The organism is Microcoleus sp. N9_A2 (assembly GCF_036701775.1).
Lineage (GTDB): Bacteria > Cyanobacteriota > Cyanobacteriia > Cyanobacteriales > Microcoleaceae > Microcoleus.
This window is the reverse complement of sequence record NZ_JAUBRH010000057.1, coordinates 20326-44246: the sequence shown is the minus strand read 5'-3', so window position 1 is coordinate 44246 and position 23921 is coordinate 20326. Positions and strand designations below refer to the sequence as shown.

The 23921-nt window shown below is 44.4% G+C and carries 18 protein-coding genes; 6 read left to right on the top strand and 12 right to left on the bottom strand.

Annotated features, from left to right (window positions below; all coding sequences use genetic code 11):
* Both QUA44_RS24530 and QUA44_RS24525 read left to right on the top strand, forming a co-directional pair.
* The coding region (locus QUA44_RS24530) for a protein kinase domain-containing protein (RefSeq protein ID WP_333255159.1) at positions 1–1875 on the top strand (1875 nt) is incomplete at its 5' end.
* Positions 1876–2198: 323 nt separating this feature from the next.
* Positions 2199–3473 carry a protein kinase domain-containing protein gene (locus tag QUA44_RS24525; protein WP_333255161.1) on the top strand — a complete coding sequence of 425 codons (1275 nt, stop codon included), beginning with the start codon at positions 2199–2201 and terminating at the stop codon, positions 3471–3473.
* 15 nt (positions 3474–3488) lie between these two features.
* On the opposite strand, the gene QUA44_RS24520 is transcribed toward QUA44_RS24525, so the two are convergent.
* The 3 genes from QUA44_RS24520 to cynS all read right to left on the bottom strand — a co-directional run bounded on the left by QUA44_RS24520 (position 3489) and on the right by cynS (position 6197).
* Positions 3489–4091, bottom strand: coding sequence for a type IV pilin-like G/H family protein (locus QUA44_RS24520; RefSeq protein ID WP_333255162.1), 603 nt, complete (start codon positions 4089–4091; stop codon positions 3489–3491).
* A 55-nt stretch (positions 4092–4146) separates the two neighbouring features.
* On the bottom strand, positions 4147–5526 hold the full coding sequence (clpX, locus tag QUA44_RS24515; RefSeq protein WP_333255164.1) for an ATP-dependent protease ATP-binding subunit ClpX: 1380 nt from the start codon (positions 5524–5526) through the stop codon (positions 4147–4149).
* 227 nt (positions 5527–5753) lie between these two features.
* Positions 5754–6197, bottom strand: coding sequence for a cyanase (cynS, locus tag QUA44_RS24510; protein ID WP_333255166.1), 444 nt, complete (start codon positions 6195–6197; stop codon positions 5754–5756).
* Between the two features lie 466 nt (positions 6198–6663).
* Between cynS and QUA44_RS24505 the strand changes: the two genes are divergently transcribed.
* From QUA44_RS24505 to QUA44_RS24490, 4 genes are all read left to right on the top strand, one after another.
* Positions 6664–7008, top strand: coding sequence for a slr1659 superfamily regulator (locus tag QUA44_RS24505; protein ID WP_333255168.1), 345 nt, complete (start codon positions 6664–6666; stop codon positions 7006–7008).
* A gap of 147 nt (positions 7009–7155) precedes the next feature.
* Positions 7156–9294 carry an ATP-binding protein gene (locus QUA44_RS24500; RefSeq protein WP_333255170.1) on the top strand — a complete coding sequence of 713 codons (2139 nt, stop codon included), beginning with the start codon at positions 7156–7158 and terminating at the stop codon, positions 9292–9294.
* A gap of 541 nt (positions 9295–9835) precedes the next feature.
* Positions 9836–10111, top strand: coding sequence for a hypothetical protein (locus QUA44_RS24495; RefSeq protein WP_333255172.1), 276 nt, complete (start codon positions 9836–9838; stop codon positions 10109–10111).
* Between the two features lie 131 nt (positions 10112–10242).
* Positions 10243–12828, top strand: a complete 2586-nt coding sequence (locus QUA44_RS24490; RefSeq protein ID WP_333255174.1) for a PAS domain S-box protein — start codon at positions 10243–10245, stop codon at positions 12826–12828.
* A 93-nt stretch (positions 12829–12921) separates the two neighbouring features.
* Here the strand turns inward: QUA44_RS24490 and QUA44_RS24485 are convergent, their stop codons facing one another.
* The 9 genes from QUA44_RS24485 to QUA44_RS24445 all read right to left on the bottom strand — a co-directional run bounded on the left by QUA44_RS24485 (position 12922) and on the right by QUA44_RS24445 (position 23920).
* Positions 12922–13383 carry a VOC family protein gene (locus tag QUA44_RS24485; RefSeq protein ID WP_333067617.1) on the bottom strand — a complete coding sequence of 154 codons (462 nt, stop codon included), beginning with the start codon at positions 13381–13383 and terminating at the stop codon, positions 12922–12924.
* Between the two features lie 447 nt (positions 13384–13830).
* Complete coding sequence (locus QUA44_RS24480) at positions 13831–14316, bottom strand: glutathione peroxidase (RefSeq protein ID WP_333255175.1); 486 nt, start codon at positions 14314–14316, stop codon at positions 13831–13833.
* Positions 14317–14606: 290 nt separating this feature from the next.
* Entirely contained in the window at positions 14607–15500 is an 894-nt protein-coding gene (locus tag QUA44_RS24475; RefSeq protein WP_333255177.1) for a DUF2382 domain-containing protein, read from the bottom strand.
* Between the two features lie 217 nt (positions 15501–15717).
* On the bottom strand, positions 15718–16578 hold the full coding sequence (locus QUA44_RS24470; RefSeq protein WP_333255179.1) for a DUF2382 domain-containing protein: 861 nt from the start codon (positions 16576–16578) through the stop codon (positions 15718–15720).
* A gap of 390 nt (positions 16579–16968) precedes the next feature.
* A complete protein-coding gene (locus QUA44_RS24465; RefSeq protein ID WP_333255181.1) occupies positions 16969–17484 on the bottom strand; it encodes a DUF1499 domain-containing protein in 516 nt (171 codons plus the stop codon).
* 205 nt (positions 17485–17689) lie between these two features.
* The gene (locus tag QUA44_RS24460; protein WP_333255183.1) at positions 17690–19348 is read right to left on the bottom strand and encodes an adenylate/guanylate cyclase domain-containing protein; all 1659 of its coding nucleotides are present in this window, start codon (positions 19346–19348) and stop codon (positions 17690–17692) included.
* Entirely contained in the window at positions 19323–21896 is a 2574-nt protein-coding gene (locus QUA44_RS24455; RefSeq protein WP_333255185.1) for a response regulator, read from the bottom strand. Before QUA44_RS24455 ends, QUA44_RS24460 begins: the two co-directional genes overlap by 26 nt.
* A complete protein-coding gene (locus tag QUA44_RS24450; RefSeq protein ID WP_333255187.1) occupies positions 21893–22285 on the bottom strand; it encodes a response regulator in 393 nt (130 codons plus the stop codon). The genes QUA44_RS24455 and QUA44_RS24450 overlap by 4 nt, the downstream gene beginning before the upstream one ends.
* A gap of 210 nt (positions 22286–22495) precedes the next feature.
* On the bottom strand, positions 22496–23920 hold the full coding sequence (locus tag QUA44_RS24445; protein WP_333255189.1) for a response regulator: 1425 nt from the start codon (positions 23918–23920) through the stop codon (positions 22496–22498).
* Between the last annotated feature and the right edge of the window lies 1 nt (position 23921).

Genomic DNA, 23921 nt, shown 5'->3' with positions numbered 1-23921 from the left:
CCATGTCACTTAATTTATCAGATTTTCTCCGCTTTTTGGGCTATTTCTCTTTTACCCCCCCTGAACGGTTACTTTCAAACTGACAGCGGTTTCTGCATGGTGCAGGAATACAAAAATGCCGAATCTGCTGTCGCGCGGACTTTTTCGCCGCCGGATATCAAGCAAATTGCGATCGCCACTTTAGAAATTATAGCTTACCTGCAATCCCAAAAACCGCCCGTAATCCACCGCGACATCAAACCAGAAAACTTGTTGATAGATGACGAACTCAATGTTTATTTAGTAGACTTCGGTTTTGCTCGGCTAGGAGGTGGAAATATCGCGGCTAGCAGCGTTGTCAAAGGCACGATGGGATTCATGCCACCCGAACAAATGTTCAACCGAGAATTAACCAAAGCCTCGGATCTTTACGGCTTGGGGATAACGCTGATTTGCTTGTTAACTGGTACGAAATCTGCGGATGTCGGTAATTTAGTTGATGCCAATTATGGCATTCATTTCCGGCATTTAGTACCGCCATTGCAGCAGGGTTGGATGAATTGGTTGGAGAGGATGGTAGCGCCGAGATTGCAAGACAGATATCCATCGGCTGCGGATGCTTTAACTGCGCTAGAATCTTTGGATGTCAGCAGCTTGCCGAAAGTTAGAATTGAGCGCGATCGCCTTCAATTCACAGCTACTGAATATGGAGAAATCTTAACACAAACTATTGCAATTAGCAACCCAATTCCCGATACAATACTTTGTGGCAGGTGGGAAGTCGCGCCGCATCCGAACGATCCGCCCCACACGCCCTACGACCACTCTTGGATCTCCTTTGAACCGCAGGCATTTGAAAGCAATGATATCGAGTGCACAATCGCCGTCGATACGAGCAAATTGCTGGAAAGTCAAACTTACAACCGCCAAATCATCTTGCGCGCAAATTCGGAACCAGAAACTCATACAATAGAATTGCAAGTCACAACAGCATCCCTGCCCGTACCGCAAAAAACTAATTTTTTGTCGGTATTCAGGCTGACTTTTATGTTCTGTTTGATTTTAGCAACTTGTATGTGCGGTTTGCTGTTAATAGTTTTGATACTTTTCTTGAGTGAAATTCCTAATTTCCTCTCTTCGCCGGGTGGCTTATTTTGGCATTTTGGGACTACTACTATCATGCTTCCCATCAGTGTTACGAGTGGCTTCTTAGGATTTTCAGTCGCCGAAATCGCCATTGCAGCCAAATTAAACAAATATGATTTTAATTGGTTTTTAGCTTTATGTGGAGGGTTAATAGGATTGATATTTTATAGTGTTATTAGCAGCAGATTAACCAGTATGCTTTTTGATATCGCGCAGGGTACGATCGATTATAAATTAATGAGTTTTGTGTATGCTGGGTCAGTGCTGGTTTCGATTGCAGTAACTTTACTTGGAGCCTTAATACTAGGAGGAAGGATTACGAATTTTACAATCGGAAATGTTACGATAGTAGCAGTTATTATGCTGCTTTTATCATTTTCCTTGTATGCTAATAGCTTTAGCGTCGTCTTGATTCTAGCGCTGGCCTCCCTGATTTACAAGATAGTCAATTCGGTATTTAATAAGCTGATTGACCAGCAGATAGCCCGACAAATTCTTGAAGTAGATGCTACCCAAAGAGCTTTCCTTACTGCCGGATTTTGTATGAGTTTGTCAGTAGCATTTCTAACCTTTTTAAAATTAAAATCTCACTTAGCAGGGGTTGAACCCAGAGAAATATTAGTTGTAGGAGGAACGATAATAACATCTCTAGCCGTCACTGGAATTCCGTTAATTGACTCGCTCGTTTTTAAACCAAAAAGAATGCTTGCCAACTATCGCAAATCCCGACCAAATTTAATTAAACCGTAAAAACTTGTTCGCAGCAAGGACTTTCAACCTCAATGACTGAAGTCCTTACTAAAAACCTTACCAAACATTAAGAGTCTGCATTCCTGCCTGTTGTTGGCGGATTTTTTCGAGAGTTCGCTTTAAATCCAACTCTTAAAAACCTCGCTATTAACTATCACAACTCTCGACCACTAACTATAGCACTCCTAAATCATTTGTGTAATTATTGTAGGGGCAAACCCCCCGTGGTTGCCCCATAAGACCGGGGTAGGCACGGGGGCACTACCCCTACATCTTTTTACGACTCATTTAGGATTGCTATATCAACTATCAACTATTTACCTATGAATGCTTTTCCTGACTTTTCCAACTACGGCTATCAAATAACCCGCGAACTCGGACACAATCGCGCTGGCGGTAGAGTTACTTATCTCGCTACCGAAATTAATACCAAACGTTCCGTCGCCGTCAAACAATTTCAATTTGCCCAAACAGGCGCTAATTGGGCTCAATATCAAGCGTGCGAACAAGAAATTCGGATTTTGCGAGAACTCGACTATCCTAGCATTCCCCGCTATTTAGATTCCTTCCCAACTGCATCGGGTTTCTGCATGGTGCAAGAATACAAAAATGCCCCTTCCTTGGCAAATTCTCACCGCTGGAAGCCCCAACAAATCAAGCAAATTGCTATCTCTGTTTTAGAAATACTCAAATACCTGCAAAATCGGGTTCCGCCAGTCATCCACAGAGATTTAAAACCCGAAAATATCTTAGTAAATGACCGGATGAATGTCAGCCTTGTCGATTTTGGATTTGCTAGAATCGGCGGGGGAGAAGTGGCCGCTAGCAGCGTTGTGAAAGGCACTTTGGGCTTTATGCCGCCAGAACAAATGTTCAACCGGCAGCTAACTGTTGCATCGGATTTATACAGTCTCGGCGCGACGCTAATTTGCTTGCTAATCGGCATCAATTCTACCGAAGTTGGAAGTTTGATGGACGATACCGGGCGGATTAATTTTAAACATCGGTTGCCACAGCTAACTCCAGAGTTTCTTGATTGGCTGCAAAAGATGGTGGAACCTAATTTCAAACACCGCTATCCTTCAGCAGAGGCCGCCTTAAATGCTTTGATTCCCCTAGAGGTAGTTCAGCAGCGTAACAAGTCAAAACTCGCACTCATATCAGTCGGATTATTAACAGCAATTGCTGCTATTTTTATTCCTTTGCTCTGGAAATTTCCCGAACCTCAAACAGCAGTCGATATCAAACCAGTAATCAACGCAGTAAAGTTAAATCCTCACACTCAAGAGATGTTAACTGACGAACTAGAATCGACAAAAACTAGAGATTTTTGGTCTTTGAAGCAAAACAAAAAAGTCTATTTTGCTGTCAGTGGTACTAAGTTGCCAAAAGGAGAATATAGAAGTTATTGTAAGGTTGTCAACCCTCAAGGACTATTCGCAGCCCAGAGTCAATCTTATTTAAAAACGACGGGCGATCGATTAAATACTTGGTGCTGGTACAATTTTAAACAAGATGACAAACCTGGCAATTGGCAGTTTCAATTTTACTTAGACGGTCAAAAAGTGACGCAAAAGAGTTTCAAGGTTTTACCTTAACGTTCGGGCTGGCAGTTAACGCTGTAACAACGTTGTTCCGGGCTGGCCGTGAATTTCTTTGCCGTCAAAAGTTGGCGGACTCCAAGTTTCTGCATAACTTGCGTTCTCCCGATCGCTCTGGCATATAGCACTAATAGTTCTTATTAGATTGCTACCCTTTTCTTTGTAAGCAAATACTGCGCCAGTGTAGGATTTCTCGCGGGGGTTCGTCTCCGTAGGTTTGGCGATCGCGATCGCGATCGCGCTTTCAAATTGTGCTGGTTCGCGGTGATTGTGCCTAGTTTGAACCGGGCCCATTGATGAGACGATCGTGTAATGATAGTTCTTGGTCTGTTCTTTAATTCCCAGACCCAATTCTGCAATGGAATCGCTAAATTGACCGTACTCTGCATAGTAAGCTTCCTGCCCTTTATTGATGGCATTAATATATTGTGGGTTTTCTGAATATCTCTTACCGCTTGACGAGCCGATCATATTGAGTTGGAAATCGTAAAATGACGCCATGATGCCAGCCACAACCGCGCTGTAAATTGCAATCCTCGGCAGCAAACTGGATACTGGCAATCTCGATTTTTTACTGGCTTTAGCTACATTGACTGACATTTTTTTAACTGTCATAAAGTAAATTTGCCAAGCTTGTAGGGTGCGCCACAAGCACCCTACAGATTACAAATTATGCAGTTTCGTGCTTCCGCCATGCGGGATGCCACAGCAATTCAGCAGTCGATCGCTTCTCGACCATTTCGGGAGTAATCATACAGTTAGCCACATCCTTGCGAGAAGGCAACTCGTACATCACATCCAGCATTAACTCCTCTAAAATGCTGCGGAGAGCTCTCGCGCCAGTTTTGCGACGATAGGCCTCCTGGGCGATCGCCCGTAGCGCATCCGGCTCAAATTCCAACTCCACACTATCCATCTTCAACAGCTTCTGATACTGCTTCACCAGAGCATTTCGGGGCTCGGTCAATATCTGCATCAAAGCTGCCTCATCCAGCGGCGAAATCACCGTCACCACTGGAATCCGCCCGACAAACTCAGGAATCAAACCAAACTTAACTAAATCATCCGGCTGTACCTGCTGCAAAATATCAGCCGCCCGCTTATCCTTCGCCGGCAAAGTCGAGTTGCTTTCGGTTTCTGTTGGCTGAATAAAGCCCAAGGATTTTTTACCCAAACGCTGTTCAACTATTTTTTCTAAACCGACAAAAGCACCGCCGCAAATAAATAGAATCTTGCTAGTGTCAACTTGAATAAAATCTTGGTAAGGATGTTTGCGGCCACCTTGGGGAGGCACATTAACCACCGTTCCTTCCAACATTTTTAGCAGCGCTTGCTGCACTCCTTCTCCCGATACATCTCTGGTGATCGAAGTGTTTTCACTTTTGCGAGCAATCTTGTCAATTTCATCAATATAAATAATCCCGCGCTGTGCCGATTCCACATCAAAATCAGACATTTGCAACAGCCGCAGCAAAATATTTTCTACATCGTCGCCGACATATCCAGCTTCTGTCAGCGTCGTCGCATCGGCTACCGCAAACGGGACTTCGAGCATTTGGGCCAAACTTTGCGCTAACAAAGTCTTGCCACAACCTGTGGGCCCAACTAGCAGGATGTTGGATTTTTGCAGTTCTACATCGCTGTCAGGCGAAGACTTGTCGCTATCTTTAGCTTGGTCAACGCTCAAGCGCTTGTAGTGGTTGTAAACTGCTACAGAAAGGACTTTTTTTGCTGAATGTTGGCCGATAACATGATTGTCTAAATGCTGCTTAATATCTGTCGGTTTCGGAATTTGAGCTAAAACGATTTTCGATTTGTTCGATCGACCCTGGCGCCGCGTTCCTTGTCCCTGAGACTCTCGCACCTCTGATTGGGGAATCTGTTGACCAATTGTTTTACTGGAGTCAAAGAACTCCTCCTCTAAAATTTCATTGCACAGTTCCACGCATTCATCGCAAATGTAGACCCCGGGCCCAGCTATTAACTTGCGGACGTACTCTTGCGACTTGCCGCAAAAGGAGCATCTCAGATGGGAGTCATATTTTGACATATTTGCCTCTTAATTTACGGTTGCGGTTGCTTGTTTCGACTGGGGAGGTTGCCGCGGGAGCGACCTTAGCTTTGCCCTAGAAGGGTTTCCCGATCGGACACCCAAGCCAGTCAAGCTTCGCGATCTCTATTTCTAAGTTAACACTTTTGAGGCTTTAGTCATTAGTCATGAGTCATTCGAGCAAATTTGAATTTTTCATTTTCACTTGAAAATAAAGTGGCACGGGCTTACCATTTTTTGTATTCCAAAAATTTTCCCGACATAATTATTTTCACTCGATCGCCTTTTGGGTCTGCTTCTTTCTCGACATCCAAAGTAAAGTCGATCGCGCTCATAATCCCGTCACCAAATTTTTCGTGGATTACTGCTTTGAGCGGCATCCCGTAAACCTGCATAATTTCATAAAACCGATAAATCAGAGGGTCTACTGGAACTCCGGCATCCAAAGAACCTTTTAACGGAGGTTCACAGAGAACCTCAGCCGTCTCGCTATCCAATCCCAAAGCCGAGACAATTTTCTCAGCTTCATCGACCGATGCGGTTGCTTGACGGTAAATAACCGCGGCAATCCAAACTTCGTCGCGCCCCAAAACTTTTTCCAAATCTGCAAAACTAATTCCCTTAGCTTTTTTAGCCGCCAAAAGCTTTTCTGTAATTTCAGAAATTGCCATTAAATATTCTCCCCTTCACTTCAGTGTCAGATGTGAAATATGTCTCACACTTTGGTGATTTTGTCAATACTAAGTTGAGAAAAAAATCGAATTGATAGCTCGGAACTTCAGCAAAAGCTGGTCTCGTCAACCCCCACAACTCATACAATTTGAGATTTGAGATTTGAGATTTGAGATTTGAGATTTGAGATTTGAGATTGGCAATGACTGATGACTATCAGGGTTTGGAGCTAGTCAACAGTTGCATTCTTTTTTCCAACTGGTATCACAACCGATAAATCCTAAAACAACTCATAACTGCCCTGTGGCAATGGTACAGTTGGCAGTATATGTAATAAAAGTTACACACGCAAAGGCCTTGGGCATTCGGCAAACGGCTGAATTTTGATCGTGCTAGCCTCGAGCTCAATCCTCGCTCACGCAGCCAAAGCCCCTTTACCACTCAAAACCGGCAACTGACAAAAGTATGGAGATTCAGACCAAAGATTACACGATCCATTACGATCGCGCTACGCAAACAGTCACCTGTAGCGGCTCGTTTCGACTCAGCCTGGTGGAAGAATACGCACCGATCGTCGATCTGCTCAACGAAGTGGCTGACTCCTGCCCAAACACGGTGACTCTAGACTTGCGAAAGCTAGAATTTTTAAATAGTTCTGGAATTAATATTGTCTCAAAATTTGTGATCAAAGTGCGCCAGCAAAAAAATATTCAAATCGCCATCAAAGGTTCTAAACAGATCCCCTGGCAGATAAAATCCCTGAAAAACTTGCAGAGGCTGATGCCTTCCTTGCACTTAGAATTGGAATAGTAGCGCAAAAGGTAAAGATGAATCCCCGGCTAAGTCCGCGAACCAGGATGAGGGTGGCTGAAGTTAATCGGGATAAGTCATAGTTAAACTAGCACAAAACCCTAAAAAACTTCAGAACCGACTAAAAATTACCAATTTTCAATTGCTATGCAGGAAGAACCATCGACAGAACAGCTACTTTTCGACGTTCAGCGGCTGAGTGCGGAACTTGAAAACTTGAAGCGCGAAAAGGTTGACCTAGAACTTTTGCTGGAGACTACCACCGAACATTCAGATACGATGGAAGCTCACTTGCTGAGCAAAGCTGAGTTGGCGCTGCGTTCAAGCGAAGAGCAGTTTCGGGCGATCGCCTCGGCAACTCCCGTGCCGATATTAGTTTCTCGCCTCTGTGACGGCTTAATTATGTATGCGAACGCTCAATTGGCTTCTCTCCTGAACACACCCCTAGAAAAATTGATCGGCTGCAGCACTCCAGACTTTTACTTCAACTCCGCCGATCGCCCAAAGGTACTTGAGGCACTTGCTAAAAACGGATACCTCCAAAACTACGAACTCCACTGCAAAAAATCAGACGGCACCGCTTTCTGGGCGATGATCTCGGTTCAGTCGCTGGTGTTTAACGGGCAGCAGACGGCATTGTGCGTCTTGTACGACCTCACCCAGCGCAAGGAAGGAGAACAAACCCTCCAAGAGAGCGAAAAGCGTCTCCGCCGCCAGAGTTTGGCTTTGTTGCAGCTAGGTAGGCAGAGGACTCTCAATAGCGGTGCGCTGAATGTGGGAATTCGCGAAATTACCGAGGCTGCAGCCCGGACTTTGGATGTGGAAAAAGTCAGCGTCTGGCTTTACAACCATGGAGGATTTGGAACTCGCTACCCGACAGATCCCCAGCTAAATTTTACCGAGAGAGTGCTCGCCCAGAACCAAACAGAGGCACTCGATACAGAGACCGCTGCCCCAGAGCAACACGAGGGGGTGAATCATTCTAAGTTTAAAATCCCCAACCTCAAATTAGTTTGTCTCGACTTGTACGATCGCACCCAGGAGAATCATTTGAGCCGGGAGTCCATATCGGCAAGCGATTTAAATTTATCAAAATTAGAGGTTGAAGGCGACGCACCGGGCGAAAATTGGCGATCGGACAATGCTTTAGAACCTACGACAAAGACTCAAAAATCTCTACAAACAAATTTGTCCCACTTATCTTCGCTAGCCGAACATTCCGCTGTGCGACCAAATGCCAGCAAGCCCAATTCATCCATATTAAATGTAGCAATTAGGCTCGGCGGCCAGATCGTGGGCATCCTCTCTCTCGAACATATCGGCGCGCCCCGCCAGTGGGCTCTGGAGGAGCGCACCTTCGCCGATTCTTTGGCAAATTTGGTAGCGCTGGCGATCGAAGGATTTGAACGCCAGCGGGCTCAGGAAGCCCTCTCCAAAGCCAAAGCGCAGCTAGAAATGACCGTCGATCAGCGCACCGCTCAACTCACCGCCGCCAATAAACTGCTCCGCATCGAAATTGCCGAGCGCAAAAGAGCCGAAATAGCCTTGCAAGAAGCCTTACACAAAGCTGAAGCAGCTTCGAGAGCTAAAAGCACTTTTTTAGCCAATATGAGCCACGAGCTGCGGACGCCGCTCAACGCGATTATAGGTTATAGCGAAATGCTACAAGAAGAAGCACGGGAATCGGGAATCGAAGAGATCATTCCCGATACCCAAAAAATTTATAACGCCGGCAAACACTTGCTGACTTTAATTAACGATATTCTAGACCTTTCTAAGATAGAAGCCGGTCGGATGGAGCTTTATTTGGAAAAATTTGACCTCAGTAATTTAATAGAAGAAGTCGTTGCAACTTTGCACCCTTTGGTCGAAAAAAATCACAATCAATTGCAAGTTTCTTGCTCTGAAAATTTGGGAGTGATGTATGCAGATTTGACTAAAGTCCGGCAAATTCTGTTTAATTTGCTCTCGAATGCCCTGAAGTTTACCGAAGGTGGAACGGTGCTGTTGAGCGTGACTCGCGAACCAGCAAGCGACAGCGATTGGGTTTATTTGCAGGTATCTGATACGGGGATTGGAATGTCGGCAGAACAGCAGCAGGGTTTGTTTCAACCTTTTGTTCAAGGGGACGCTTCGACTACTCGCAAGTACGGTGGCACCGGTTTAGGATTGGCCATTAGCCGCTTGTTTTGCCAGATGATGGGCGGCGATATCACTGTTGAGAGTGAGTTGGATGTTGGCTCTACTTTTACTGTTCATTTAAAGGCAGAAGTTGATATTAGTTAGAAGCAAGTTTGGCCACTAGAAATGTAGGAGATTTAAGGGATTTAAAGGGTGGGTTATGCCAGGAATTTTGTACCTGATTTAACGGATTTAACGGATGGCAAAAGAGGGAATAATTACCCAGTTACCCATTCCCGCGTTACAAATTAGCCATTACCAATTACCAATTCCCTTTTTAATTGTGACACCGATCGCGATCAACCTCTGTTGTCGATCACACAGTAGCATTTTTTTTCAGCCTAGAATACCTATATTATTCCAAGATTGTCCTGCAGGCACGATCGGGCGCCTCGCTGCATTCACAAGTCCCACCTCAACCTAATTAAGGGGTGGGGGGTTGCTTCCAGACAGGCAATTTGGTAAAAGTAATGCTATGGTCGCGAAGCAGTAGAAGCCAAAAGTTAACAGGAAATCAGGAATTTTCAAAAGTCTCTGGACGCAGAAACACAATTCTGCTTTTTTCCTTCATACTGCTTCTACTGGCGAGATAGCACTGCTCCTGAAAGCAATGCACAATTTCTCAGAATCAAAGGAGTGCATCTACATGATTAAACCTTGCAGTCAACCGCTAAAAATAAATCCTTTTACTTGTTATCGCGATCCGGCTACAGGCAGGTGGACTACTGTAGTTACAAGTGTTCCAAACACTTGCGAAACAGACTCTAGTTTAAAAGCAGAAGCCGAAGGCGAAAACGAAGGTAAAGCAGAAACGATCCTTTCTGCTTCGCCTGCTGTCTCGGTGTCGAAAAAAGTCCTTTCTTTCTCCGTGCCTCAGTTTAAACACCGTTCCAAAAAATCTGCTGTTAGTGTCAGCAGGTAGCTATCGCAGGGGTCTAATCTAGTTTCGACGGTTAGTCCCCGGCGCTCGCCAAACCAAACAAAACAAACTTATCCCTAGCCTAAACTGCCAAAAAGCGATATACTGGCAGCAAACTTTCTCCTTCAATATCCGTGAAGTATTTGCTCGATCGCTGCCTCCACTTTGTATGGACAGACCGACCAATTCGCCAGCGGGGAACAATCATCGTTGCTATCCCCATTATTTTTCTGTTTGCTTCGCTGCTAGCAATTGCACGCCTCCGGCAGATTACCATACAGATAAGAGACCGAGGAGATACTAATAGGGCAATACTTCAGGAAACTAACCGCTTATTAACCCTCGTAGTGGATGCGGAAACGGGCATTCGAGGTTACGGGTTGACGAAGCGCCGCGCATTTCTCTCACCCTACTTAGAAGCCAAGAAGAGTTTGCCTCCGCTGCTGGCTGACCTCAAGGTTATGGTTCAAAAAAACAAAGTGCAAGCTCAGCGATTTGAAGATATAAAAAAAAGTACCGAACAGCATATAAATTTCTTGCAAAACACTTTGAATAAGCTCGACAGTTCGGCAACAAGCGTGCAGTCGCCGGAAATAATTGAGGTGTTCACTCAAGGCAAATTGAGGAGGGATAACCTGCGTGCAAAAATTAATGTTTTTTCTAATGCCGGCGAAGCCTACCAGAAAGCTCTAGATCAGCAAAGGCGGGGTTTGATAGATTTCACTAATTCTGTGCAAGTTGCTGGTTTGCTTTTCGGCTGTTTGGGTGCAGGGGCTTCCTGGTATTTATTTGATAGTTTAGAGAAGGAATTGAGGAAGCGGGAAGCAGGCTTGGAAGAAAGTAAAAGTCGCATTCAAGCTGTGGTAGACAATGCGGCTGACGGGATTATTACTTTGGACGCACGGGGAAATATTGAGTCTTTTAATAGGGCAGCAGAAAAGATTTTTGGCGAGAAAGCCGATCGCACAATTGGCTCGAACCTGCGCGGGCTGATAGCTCAACCGCAACCGTACAGCAGCGTGGGGGATTATTCAATCGAATATTTTGTGTTAAATCCCGATAGTACGCTAAAGACTTACCAGCAAGAAACAGTTGGACTTCACCACGACGGAACTAAGTTTCCGATGGAGTTGGCTGTCAGTGAAATGCGTCTGGCCGATCAACACTTGTTTATTGCTATTTGCCGCGATGCCAGAGGACGGAAACAAGCCGAGGAAACTCTGCGAAAGCAAGCGCAAATGCTGGATTTGGCAAACGATACGATCGCGGTACTAGACTTGAACGGAGCAATTTCTTATTGGAATTCGGGGGCGAAGTGGCTCTACGGGTGGCGGAAGTCGCAAGCAATAGGAAAAAATATTCACAAGCTTTTACAAACACAATGGACTCAACCTTTTGAGGTAGTTCAAAAAGTATTTTTCGAGGAGGGTTCTTGGCAAGGAGAACTGGTGCGAACTAAGAAAGACGGGACAAAAATAACGGTGGCAAGCCGATGGACTTTGCAGTACGACGATCAAGATCAACCCGTTGCTATTTTGGAAATTAGCAACGATATTAGCGATCGCAAACGCTCAGAAATGGCTTTGGCCCAAAGCGCGCAGCGGTTTCGCGCTACTTTTGAGCAGGCGGCAGTCGGCATGGTTCAAGCGAGTGTGGAAGGCAAATTTCTGTTAGTCAATCAAAAACTGTGCGAAATTTTGGGCTACAGCCGCCAAGAATTGGTAGAGAAAAGATTTCAGGATATTACTTGGCCTGGAGATTTGGCAAGCGAACTGGAACTTTTGCGCCAATTGTTAGCAGCAGAAATTGAAAATTTCTCTCTGGAAAAGCGCTACATCCGCAAAGACGGAGAGTTGGTTTGGGCCAACTTGACGGTTTCGCTGCTGCGAGAACAAGATGGCACTCAATTTCTGATGGGTGTGGTAGAAGATATTAGGGATCGGAAACAAGCGGAGGAATCGCTGCGGTTGCGCGCTCAAGAATTGAGGTTGACAGCCCAAAATCTGGCTCAAACGACGAATAGTTTAAGAAAGCGGAATCAAGAATTAGACCAGTTTGCTTATGTAGTTTCTCACGATTTGAAAGCGCCACTCAGGGCGATCGCCAATCTCAGCAGTTGGATAGAAGAAGACCTCAGCGAGTCGATGACAGAGGATACTCTGCACCAAATGAACCTGCTGCGCGGCAGAGTTCACAGGATGGAAGGTTTGATTGAGGGACTGCTGCAATATTCCCGCGTCGGACGCATTCAAGTGCCTTCAGAAATGGTAAAAGTTGAGAATTTATTAGCCGAAATTATTGATTCGTTGGCGCCGCCGTCTGAATTTGAGGTGAAAGTTGAACCGGGAATGCCAACTTTTGTGACAGAAAGATTGCTGTTGCAGCAGGTTTTTTCTAATTTAATTAGCAACGCAATTAAGCACAACCGAGCTGAATCGGGTCATGTAAAAATATCGGTTAAAGAGTTAGATGATTTTTACGAGTTTTCTGTAGAGGATGACGGGCCGGGGATTGATCCTCAATATCACGATAAAGTTTTTGTGATTTTTCAGACCTTGGAAGCTCGCGATAAAGTTGAAAATACTGGGATTGGTTTGTCGCTGGTAAAAAAAATCGTCGAAGGTCAAGGCGGCAGTATTTCCCTAGAATCTGCCGAAGGTGAAGGAGCAACTTTTCGGTTTACTTGGCCGAAGCAACCTATTACCCAAGACGGAAAATAAAACAACTTTAAAGGTAGGATGTTTACGGATCACCGCGATCCAAAGAGTAAATGTATGGTGCAGCCGGACTACCAAGAACCAGATAGCGACTGTTTAAACTGCATCACAACGGATTTCGATGATAAATCCATCAGGATCGTAAAAGTAAATGCCGCGTCCTGTAGCGCGAGTGACGGGGCCGCTGTCGATCGCAATTTGATTTGACTTTAGCACTTCCAGAGCGCGATCGAACAAATCCGGATCAATATCGAAGGCTAAGTGGTTGGCGCGGGTAAAAGCTTTCTCCGGGTCTGGGTTTGGCGGTTCCAAGTCGGGCTGCCAAAATAAGTCAATAACAGTGCCGTCTGGGGTGACGAAATTAGCGACTTTACCAGCCGCTACCATTTCTGTTAAAGTTGCGGGAATTTCTGCACCTGTTAGTTCGTGCAGGCCAAGAATTGTACCGTAGAAGTGGCGGGAAGCTTTCATGTCGCGCACGTTTAAAGCGATATGGTGAACGCGGCGCAAATTCCCCGGCGCGAGGACAATTTTGACGTTGTTTTCGGTAGTTTGCATGATTGTCAATTGCGAATGTTCAAATTGAATGCAGTTTGATTTATTCAGATGGTGCCGTGTGAAATAAGCATTTTAATTCCTCACTACAAAGACTTTTATTTGGGTTTTGCGATCGCACATCATATCGATTAGTATTATTTTTCTTTAGGAAACGATGCCATGCCTACAAATAGCATTGCCAGACCACCTGCCAGAATTGCGAAGGCAAGTAAACCTACCACTAAATCTAATCCCGATGTATTTTCCATTAAATTAAACTGTTCTCCAATTAAATATAATCATCGGTATTTGTTCATGGTTGAGTGCTTGCACACAATGGGGAAGATCAGAAGAAAAAAATTAGCTATCAACTTATCAGAAAAAAAGCCTATTAATTTCTTCCCTCTTCCCTAAACATCCATCCGTTAAATCAGTTAAATCCTGTACACAGCTTAGTTGCCGAACTTCTTATTTTGCCAATTCTCGATCGATAGCAGCGATTAGTTCGGGCGAATCGGGGCCAACACTGCTGCGGAATCTGGCAACCACTTCACCCTGTTTGCTAACTAAGAATTTCTCAAAATTCCAGGAAACCTCACCCTTTGGCTCGACTGCACTCGTAAGCTTAGCGTACAGCGGGTGCTGCTGAGTACCGTTAGCGCGTACTTTGTCAAATAATTCAAAGGTGACGCCGTATTTGGTAGTACAGAAATTGACGATTTCTGGATTACTTCCGGGTTCTTGACCTCCGAAGTCGTTGCAGGGAAATCCTAAAACACGGAGTCCAGCCGCGCTGTACTTCTGGCTTAATTCTTCGAGTCCTTTGTATTGAGGTGTATAGCCACATTTGGAAGCTACATTCACTATCAAGAGTACCTTGCCAGCGTACTCTCCTAGCTGCTTGTCTTCGCCTGCGATCGTTTTTACTTTAATGTCGGAGATTGTGCTGGGCATTTTCAAATACTTTTAAATTTGACCACCACAATTTTACCGCAAGTCGGTACAATTTTGTCTAGAGGTCGATCGCTAAAAATTTAAATATCCCGGCCGGGGCGGGTTTACGGATCTCAGGCTTATATTATAGATATTGGTGAACCCGCCCCTACCAACATTACGGTTAATTTACCGAACACGATCTTAGTAGAGGGCGGTGAACTTTCCCCACAGAAGTGCTCGCCACAGTCCGCTCTTAGATTTAAGTTTCTCGCTAATAGCTAAAATCCACAGCGAAAAGGACGAAGAGTTTAACTCTCTGAGTGGTTTTCCGTCATCCATTTTTGGTAAGTATCCTCAAGTTGCTTGTCTTCCAGAACGAGTTCTAGGCGGACTTTGACGCAACCGTGACGGGGTTGAGAGGCGATCGAATTTAAGATTTTGCTAGCTTTCTGCACAGAGGTAAATTCAGCCTTAACTGTCGGTTCTTGGCGATCGCTCTTAATCTCCGTCAAATCTATACCGGTGATGCTTCCCTCGCCCAAATCTATTTCGGCCAACACCTTCGGATCGTCGCCGACTTGTTCTACAATCAGCTTTTCCCACTGGATAGGCACTTGTACCATCCGAGTTTCAATTTCTTTACGCACTATGACTTCGCCGACTTTGCGCTTGCTGCGATTGATCACCAATCGTTCTTCTAGCAGGCGAATTACTTCTTGATCGACAATATCGAAGTTTTCATCATCCTGATCTGTCTCCAAACTTTCATCGGTGCGATCGGCATCTGTTAGATTTGACATAGCTGTTGAGGGATTTGTTAACTCACTGTTGCTGAATTCACTATGCGCTTCTGAGGCATTTTCTAAATACTGACTCCCCGCATCTGCCGAAACTCCCGGCAGCAGTTCGAGTTGAGCTAAATTGATAGTTACAAACAGGGCTTTTTGGTGATAATCGACTTTTTTTAGCAGCTTAATACTTAATAAAAAAATGCGGGTATTTTCGCTGCCTAGCCCTGCAACCACAAAGTTTAACTGACCGTTAGCATCAAAATATACATCTTTAACTTTGCCGACCAAGTGACCTTGGTTGTCTTTGACGGTAAAACTTTTTAGCTTAGTTCTGACTTTTTCAGGCACCCGGTTGAGACGGGTTATTGATTGGGCAGTTGCTATCTTTTCTGCTGATGCTTGACCGTTCATTTTTTAAACTTTCCTGCTTAGGGATTTTTATTATGAAGTGGAAAGGGGAAAGGGGTAAGGCGGGGAAGGTGCATAAACCTTGCCAAAACCAGACAAGTTTTGTACCCCCCCCCGCCCCTCACATAGGAATTGCGCGCTACCAATCCAATCAAACCTGCGCGGTGACAGAATTATGTCATTAAGGCGCAATTCCTATGCAATAGCTGTTGCGGTTGGTTTAGATCTTTTTATTTTTATTATCTACAACCGCAGTTCCATCAGTCTTAACGTCTAATTCTTCACGACGCAAGGTTTCTTCGCCCTCAACCGTGCTGCGAACAACTTCTTTTCTGACGTTGACTTCTTCCCGGACGAAAGCTTCCTTGTGAATGTCGGCCGTTTCTTCGTAGACTTCCATGCGTGCAACTTCCCCTGATTGGAAGTCAGCCTCACCGACTGAAACTACTCGACCCGCTTCTACCGGGGTTACTCGCTCGATTACAACTCGTTCTTTTTCAATGGGTACTGAAGCTCGCGCTGTTTCAGTTTCCACGCGCTTGCCAACTGCTACTTCGCCTGTTTTTGCGCGGTGTTTGTTGGCAATCAAGCGTTCTTCATAAAGCTTGAGATTTTGGTGCTGCTGTTCGTTGGTTTCGTAGAGGGGGCGATCCATATCGTAGCTGTAGCTGCTGCGATCGTAGCTAGCAGGAGTTGCAGGAGTTGCAGTGGCAGTTTCTTGATTGCGGTAGACGCCTCTTACCTGTTCTTCGCGATCGTAATCTACTGCTTCTAATTCATTGTAAGCCGGCAATTGTTCTGCTTGAGCTTTGTTGCGAAGGCCTGTGGCGTGGACGCGACGGGCTCCGTAGTCGAACTGGGCCGAGCCGATTGGCAACAATACTTTTTTGCCAAAAATCCAAATACCGGTGTCAATTACCAGATAGCGGAAACGACCAGTGTCATCAACCAAAGCGTCATAAACGGTGCCTACTTTTTCATCAGAGTCGCCAGCATAAACATCAAATCCCTTGATGTCGTCTCCAGCAAAGATTTCTTCCTGATAGTTAGGATAAAATTCTGCTAATTTTTGAAGTGCCATTTGTTTTTGCCTCTTTGCTCTACTTAAATTAATAGTAGAAATTAATTCGCTAATTTCCCTCTCCCTAAAGTCAGAAGTGTATAATTTAGGTTGTTTAATACTATAGGAATACTACGGCATCTCTGCTTCTGTGCTAGCGCGCTCAGCTATTTTAAAGATTCTAAAACTCTACAATCGTCAATCTTATAAGAAGTATTAAAACTCAAAGCCAACCGTAGGGACACGGCATTGCTGTGTCTTACTCCCCCTGCAGGACACTCTTTTGCGCTGTGCATACTGTTAATAATTGTTAACTATGTGGTGAAAAATCAACATTATATAGTAAGACCAAAATATCAAAGCCCCTCATCTTACAGGAGAGGGGCTTCAGGAAAGCTAGAAATTTTAAGTTCAGAGTTGATTGAATTGAGTTCTGATAGCTTCTATCCGACTGCGGTTAACTCCCAAATCGGACTGTCCCAGACGCGAAGCCGATCGCACATGGATGACTTTTGCTCCATCATCTACCAAAAATTCAACGTCATCAACAAACCCCATCAAAGCAGTGGTGAACTCCGCATAGAGGTAATTATCAGTTGCCGTGATAATTTTAGTTTTTCCATAGGACTCGATCGCCCCTTTGAGCTTTGCCATTGCTTCTGTCGGCGACGAAACGTATGCCAAAGGCTCAATTTTGTGTTCGGCATCTTGACTGAAGCTGCTGACGCAGTTGGGGGAAGAAGGGCACGCTGCGAGTTTTCCTGACTGAATGCCGATATTGGCAGGTCTTTTTCCAGCAAACACTGTTTTTTCTCCTGGAATTGCGATAAAAATAGCGATCGACAGTACCGCTACTGCTAGCAGTGATATTAAAATAACTAGGACTCTTTTCAACGCTGTCGGCGATTTTGTTTCAACTGTTTGCAAAGGATTAGCCCTCCAGAAAGTGCAAGTTGGATATAATACCAAATCCGGCTTAAATACGCCCTTTATTTCTTAGTCTGCGTGGGCGAAGCCAGCGCTTAGGCAGACTTCGTTTGTATAGTAGCGGTTGCAACCGCCGAATCATAAAGGGTATGGCAAACCCAGATTTAGTCTCCTTTTCATATTAATTGAAATTGACCTCTAAAATTTAAAAAGATTTTTTTTGTTCTTCAATTAACCAGTAAGTCAGCATTCTTCCTTTACCTTTAACCGGGATATGACCCCGTTCTTCCAAAACAAACTGCTCTTTCAAACGCTCGTAAGTCGCTGCCGTCACTTGAATTTTACCCGGCAATCCGTTCGACTCCATCCGCGAAGCAACATTAACAGTATCCCCCCACAAATCATAGCTAAATTTGCTAATCCCAATAATTCCCGCCACCACCGAACCGCTGTGAATTCCGATCCGCAATTGAAAACTTTCTCCAACTTTGGCATTAAACCTCCTCAAAGCTGCCTGCATCTCCAAAGCTAAAAGTGCGATCGCCTCCGCGTGATCCTCCCGCGCCGTCGGCAAACCCCCAACCACCATATAAGCATCCCCAATCGTCTTAATCTTTTCCAGCCCGTGCAACTCAGACAACCTATCGAACTCCGAAAAAATCCCGTTCAAAATTTCCACCAACTGCGTCGGACTTTTGTGAGCCGAAAACTCTGTAAAACCCACCAAATCAGCAAACAATACGCTCACCTCATCAAAATGATCCGCAATCAACTTTTGCTCTTTTTGCAAGCGATCGGCAATAGGTTTCGGTAAAATATTCAGCAGCAATTTCTCTGTTTGCTCTTGCTGCAATTTCAGCGCTGCCTCAGCTTGTTTCCGCTGAATCAACGAACCAAGCTGCGTAGCAACCGCGCTCACTAATTCCAACAAGCGCGGCTGACATTTCAGAACTTTCTCACGATAAAAAATCAAAATAGCTAACACTTGGTTGTCCGCCAAAATTGGCACCCCAAAAGCCGCTTTCAATCCCACATTTACCGCAATTTCCGATCGCAAAAAAACTTGTTCCGGTGCACTAGAAACATCCTCGATCCATTCCGACTGCTGCGACTGCCAAATCCTCCCCGGCAGCCCCACACCGGGATCAAAAGTTAACTGCCAACTTGTCTCTCGGAATTGGGTAAAACTCAAGTCGCTGACGTACCTGCCTGTAGCGCATTTTAAAACGCCCTCACTGCTGGGAATCCAAGCTTCGCCCAGATTCCATTCAATAGTTTGGCAAATTAAACCTAAAATCACATCTATAGCGGACTCAAAATTCTCCGATTTGCTAATAGCTTGAGTTGCTTTCAGCAGCAACCTCGTTTCCATTTCCACCTGGTGGCGTTCGGCAATTTCCTGGTGCAACTGGACATTTTGATCCGTCAACTTTTGATTTTTTTCTTGCAATTGCATTTGCAAGGAGCGCACAGTAAGTTGATTGCTCACTCGCGCCAATACTTCTTTCACCTGAAAAGGTTTTGTGATATAATCTGCTCCGCCCACTTCAAAAGCTTTTGCCTTATTTATTCCTTCTTCTAGCGCGCTGAGGAAAATGATCGGAATTTCCCTAAATTGCGGTTCTGATTTCAGTTGTTGACAGAGTTCGTAGCCGTCAATATCCGGCATCATAATATCGAGTAAAATCAAATCTGGTGCGCTCGATTGAATCGCATCTATGGCAGAAAAACCATTAGTAACAGGTCTAACTTTATAGCCGTTTTTTTGCAAAATTCTAATCAACAAACGCAGATTATCTGGCGTATCGTCAACTACTAAAATATCTGCTTGATAGTTTTCATTTTGCTCCGCCTTCATCTGCATTCTCTGATTCCTCCGCCTCAGCAATTAAATTGAGAATTTTCTGGTAATCAAAATTATTCAGATGACCCTGGAGGATTTCGGCAAATTCAGGATGAGCATCCCTTATTTCCTCGATTGTCCTGGCAATTAAGTCAAAATCCGCACTGCGGATTACTTGCTTAATGTTGTTTATCCATTCTGCGGGAAGTTGGGGCAAATAAGCAAGCGCAGCATTAGAGGGCGAGTCAGATAGATTATTTCGATCGCCCGTTGACGTGAAATCAGTTGAGTTAGAGTAGAGATACTTAACCCCCAAGTGTTGGTTAAGGGTATCAAATATATCATTTTTGCGGAAAGGTTTGCTAACAAAATCGTCGCAGCCAACCAATAAAGCAAACGATCGCCTCCCTTCAATTGTACTAGCTGTCAAAGCAACAATCTTCGGAATCGGGGAGTCGGGATCGTCCATATTCATTTCCCCGTTTTCTTGCTGCTCTTGCTCTCTCTGCTGTATAATCGCCTTAATTTCTTTAGTAGCTTCGTAGCCGTCCATCACTGGCATTCGCACATCCATCAAAATTAAGTGCGGCTGCCAATTTTCCCACATTTCTATTGCTTCGCGACCGTTGGTGGCTTGTTGCAGCCCGAAACCCAAGGGAGAAAGCATTTTCACTAAAAGTTGGCGGTTGTCTTCGCGATCGTCCACAATTAAAATCCGGTAGCAGGGTTGATTTGGTTCCAACCCAGTAACTTCTCGGTTAATTTCCGGGGCGGGAATATCAGCAGCATAAACCGCACCGACTGGAATCTCAAATTTAAAAGTAGTGCCGATTTCCCGTTGACTTTCTACGACAATTTCTCCTCCCATCAGGCGGACAAATTGACGGCTGATCGTCAATCCTAAACCCGTGCCTTTCTGAGCTTTTTGACCGGAAGCTGTCTGCACAAATGCCTGGAAAACATTGCCCAATTCTTCGGGAGAAATGCCAACTCCTGTATCTTCTATTTCAAACTGAAGGAAAACCACCGAATCAATAGTTAAATCCTCAGCAGCATTCCTCAATTCAACCGTTGCCAATTCCCTGGTAGTTATCGCAAATTCCCGAATACTTGTTGTGGTATCAAAGACAACTGTCGGACTTTCCAATAAATCAACACTTCCCGAATCTTCTAACTTTCTAACTCTTAAGATAATCCCGCCTGTCTGTGTAAATTTAATGGCATTGCTGAGGAGATTTATCAGCACTTGCCGCAGTTTAATATCATCGGATCTTACGTACTGGGGAACGTCAGCCTCGCGCTCGAAAAGCAATTGCAATTCTTGATTTTGTGCCCGCAGTTGAAACATATCTTGCAACTCGTCAAGCAAGCGGTAAAGATCGAAGTTTTTCGGGTCGATCATCATCCGCCCCGCTTCGATTTTTGACAAGTCTAAGGCTTGATTGATCAGAGTCAGCAAGTGTTCGCCGCTGCGGCGAATAATTCTCAGATTTTCTCGGTTTTCGACAGTAAGATTGGGGCTGGGTTCCATGATTTGCGCAAACCCGAGTATGGAATTGAGAGGGGTGCGCAACTCGTGGCTCATATTGGCAAGAAACGTGCTTTTAGCTTTGTTTGCGGCTTCAGCAGCTTCTTTTGCTTGTTGCAGTTGTTCTGTGCGTTCGTCAATTTGGGCTTCTAAGGTGTGCTGGTAATCTGCTAGTATTTTTTCGGCTTGTTTGCGATCGCTAATATCTTGAAAAGCTGCGATCGCATAAACAATATTTCCGCTAGCGTCAAAAATCGGCGTCGTATTGATCTCGATCGCAATTATTTTGCCATCTTGACGGATTTCTACATCGTCAACCTTGACAAATTCTCCTTTCAGTGCGCGCAAAATTGGCAGATTCTCCGGCGGGTAAAGCTCATCAGTATTGGCAACATACAGTTGATAAGTTGCGGCTAATTGTTCCGCAGTGCTTTCCGGGATCGTGTCTGCACCCAGCAAATCCCGCGCTGTCTCGTTGAAATAGGCGATCGAGCCATCGGGATGATAAACAGATACCCCCACTGGCAAAGCTTCTAAAAATTGACTCAGGCGGCTTTCACTCGCAGACAGCGCCTCATTTACTAGCTTTAACTCCTCGTTTACTTCTTGGCGCTTATGAATTTCATCTGTTAACTTTTGGTCTTGCAAGTAACTATGAATAGCTTCTACTACCGTTAATTTTAAGTCTTCATTTTGCCAAGGTTTAGGAATATAACGGTACAATTTAGCATACTTAATAGCATTACTCAGGGCTTCCAAATCTGCTTGCCCCGTCAGCATAATGGTCAGCGTCTCCGGCGAGCTTTCGTGAATTCTTCTGAGCAGTTCATCTCCTTTAATATCCGGCATGATATAATCGGAAAGCACCAAAGCAATCTCGTATTCATCTGCCTGCAAATCAGCCAGCAACTCTAAAGCATCAGCCCCCCCTTCAGCGGTTTCAATTATACACCGATCGCCGATCGCCTTTTTCAGTTCAATCTTTAAACTATTCAAAACGTCAGGTTCATCATCAATACAAACAATCACAGGTTTTTTCATAACTTAGCCAGCCCAGATTTTATCGTCTCTATTAACTCTTCGCTCTGCCACGGCTTGTACAAACAGCAGTATAAATCAGCTTCTTTTACTGCCCGCTGAACAGCCGCTGCATCCGCTTGTCCCGTCAACATCACTTTAATAATTTTAGGATATTTTTGGTGAACTTTAATTAAAAGTTCGTCACCTTTAATTCCCGGCATCAGCCAATCAGAAACAACCACAATCACCTGAGCTTCTTCTTGAAACTCCTCAAGTAAATCTAAAGCTTCATCACCACTTTCAGCTAATTCATAAAAGTAATCACTTTTAAATTCATTTTTTAGCTGCATCTTGAGAGTATTCAAGATATCTGGTTCATCGTCAACGCAAAGAATTACAGGCTTATTCATCTTTTCCTCTCTGCTTAAATTTTAGTAGGTTTATCGACACGACTTCCTTTTACATTATTGATTTGGGGCAACGATGCAGGATATCTGTCCCCTATCTTATTTTAATAGGACTTCCCAAGATAAACCCGGTTTCTAGTAATAAATCTTGTATTTGTCAGCGAGACAGCGACGAGTGTCACCGGGAATCAGCCCCATGCAGGTAAGTTTTGTTTAACAAATTGGTAGCGAGACTGTAAAAGTTGTCTGCCCCGGTACAGAATCTACAGCAATTGTACCATCGTGTTTTTCCACAATTTTTCTCACAATATCCAATCCCAAACCGCTACCTTCGCCCGCAGATTTAGTCGTAAAAAACGGCTGAAAAATTTTGGGAAGAACTTCTGAGGGAATACCTTTACCGTTATCAGTAAACTTGAGGAAAATATTGGCCTCTTGCTGCCGAGTTTCTATCGTCAAAATACCTTTATAATCCATTGCTTGCAGGGCATTATGAACGAGATTCGTCCAAACTTGATTTAAGTCATCGGGATAGCACCTAATTTCGGGTAACTCTCCATAATTTTTCACTACTTCTATACCGTGCTTTAGTTGATTTTGGTAAAGGGTTAACACCGTTTCAATGCCATCGTGCAAGTTCGCCTGGACTTTTTCGGGTTGGCTATCAAAATGAGCGTAAGTTTTCAAGGCAAATACTACTTTCCCAGACTTCGCTGTTGCTCTTTGGATCAGGCTAATACTTTTTTTAAAGCTCGCAAACTGGTAAGCACTATTTAAAACTACTTCCCAATCCGGCGATTTAAAAAGCGGCAAGAACTCTTCTATTTTTTCATAAATTTCCATGTCAACTAAAGTATCTGCAATTTCCTCAGACTTTTCAACAGATTCTGCCATCAAATCCCCTGTCAACTGCTGCTTAAATTTGCGTTTTTCTCTGCTGGTAAATAAAATCTTTTGATGGGTGGCTCTGTACAGTAAAGCTAAAAAATAAGCTTTGCTTTTGTCAGAAAATTCTAGATAAATTTGAGGAAATTTATCTAAAAACTCGTCTGAAAAATTAGCTATATTATTAATAGAGGAACCTATAATGCCCAGGGGGGTATTGATTTCGTGGGCAATGCCGGCAATCAGTTGTCCCAGGGCTGCCATTTTTTCCGATTGAATCAACTGCTCTTGAGTGGCTTGCAGTTGGTGCAGCGCCGTTGCTAAATCTTGATTTTTTTCTTGCAAAGTTTGTTGCAGTGAACAAATTTTTAAATGCGTTTCTATCCGGGCTAAAACTTCTTCAACCTGAAACGGTTTAGTAATAAAGTCAACTCCGCCCGCTGCAAAAGCTTTAACTTTATCCAGCACGTCATTAATCGCACTAATAAAAATAACAGGAATGTCTTTTGTAATTTCAGCAGCTTTGAGTTGCTGACAAACTTGATAGCCGTCCATTTCCGGCATCATAATATCCAGCAGCACTAGATCCGGGGGTATTTTTTGAGCAGCAGACAATGCTAGCTTGCCATTGGGTACGGGGCGAACTTGATAGCCTTTTTCGCTCAAAATTCCGGTCAGCAGCCGCAGGTTTTCTGGCGTATCGTCCACTACTAAAATATTAGCTCGATTGGTTTTAGGTGAAGTTGAAGTCATC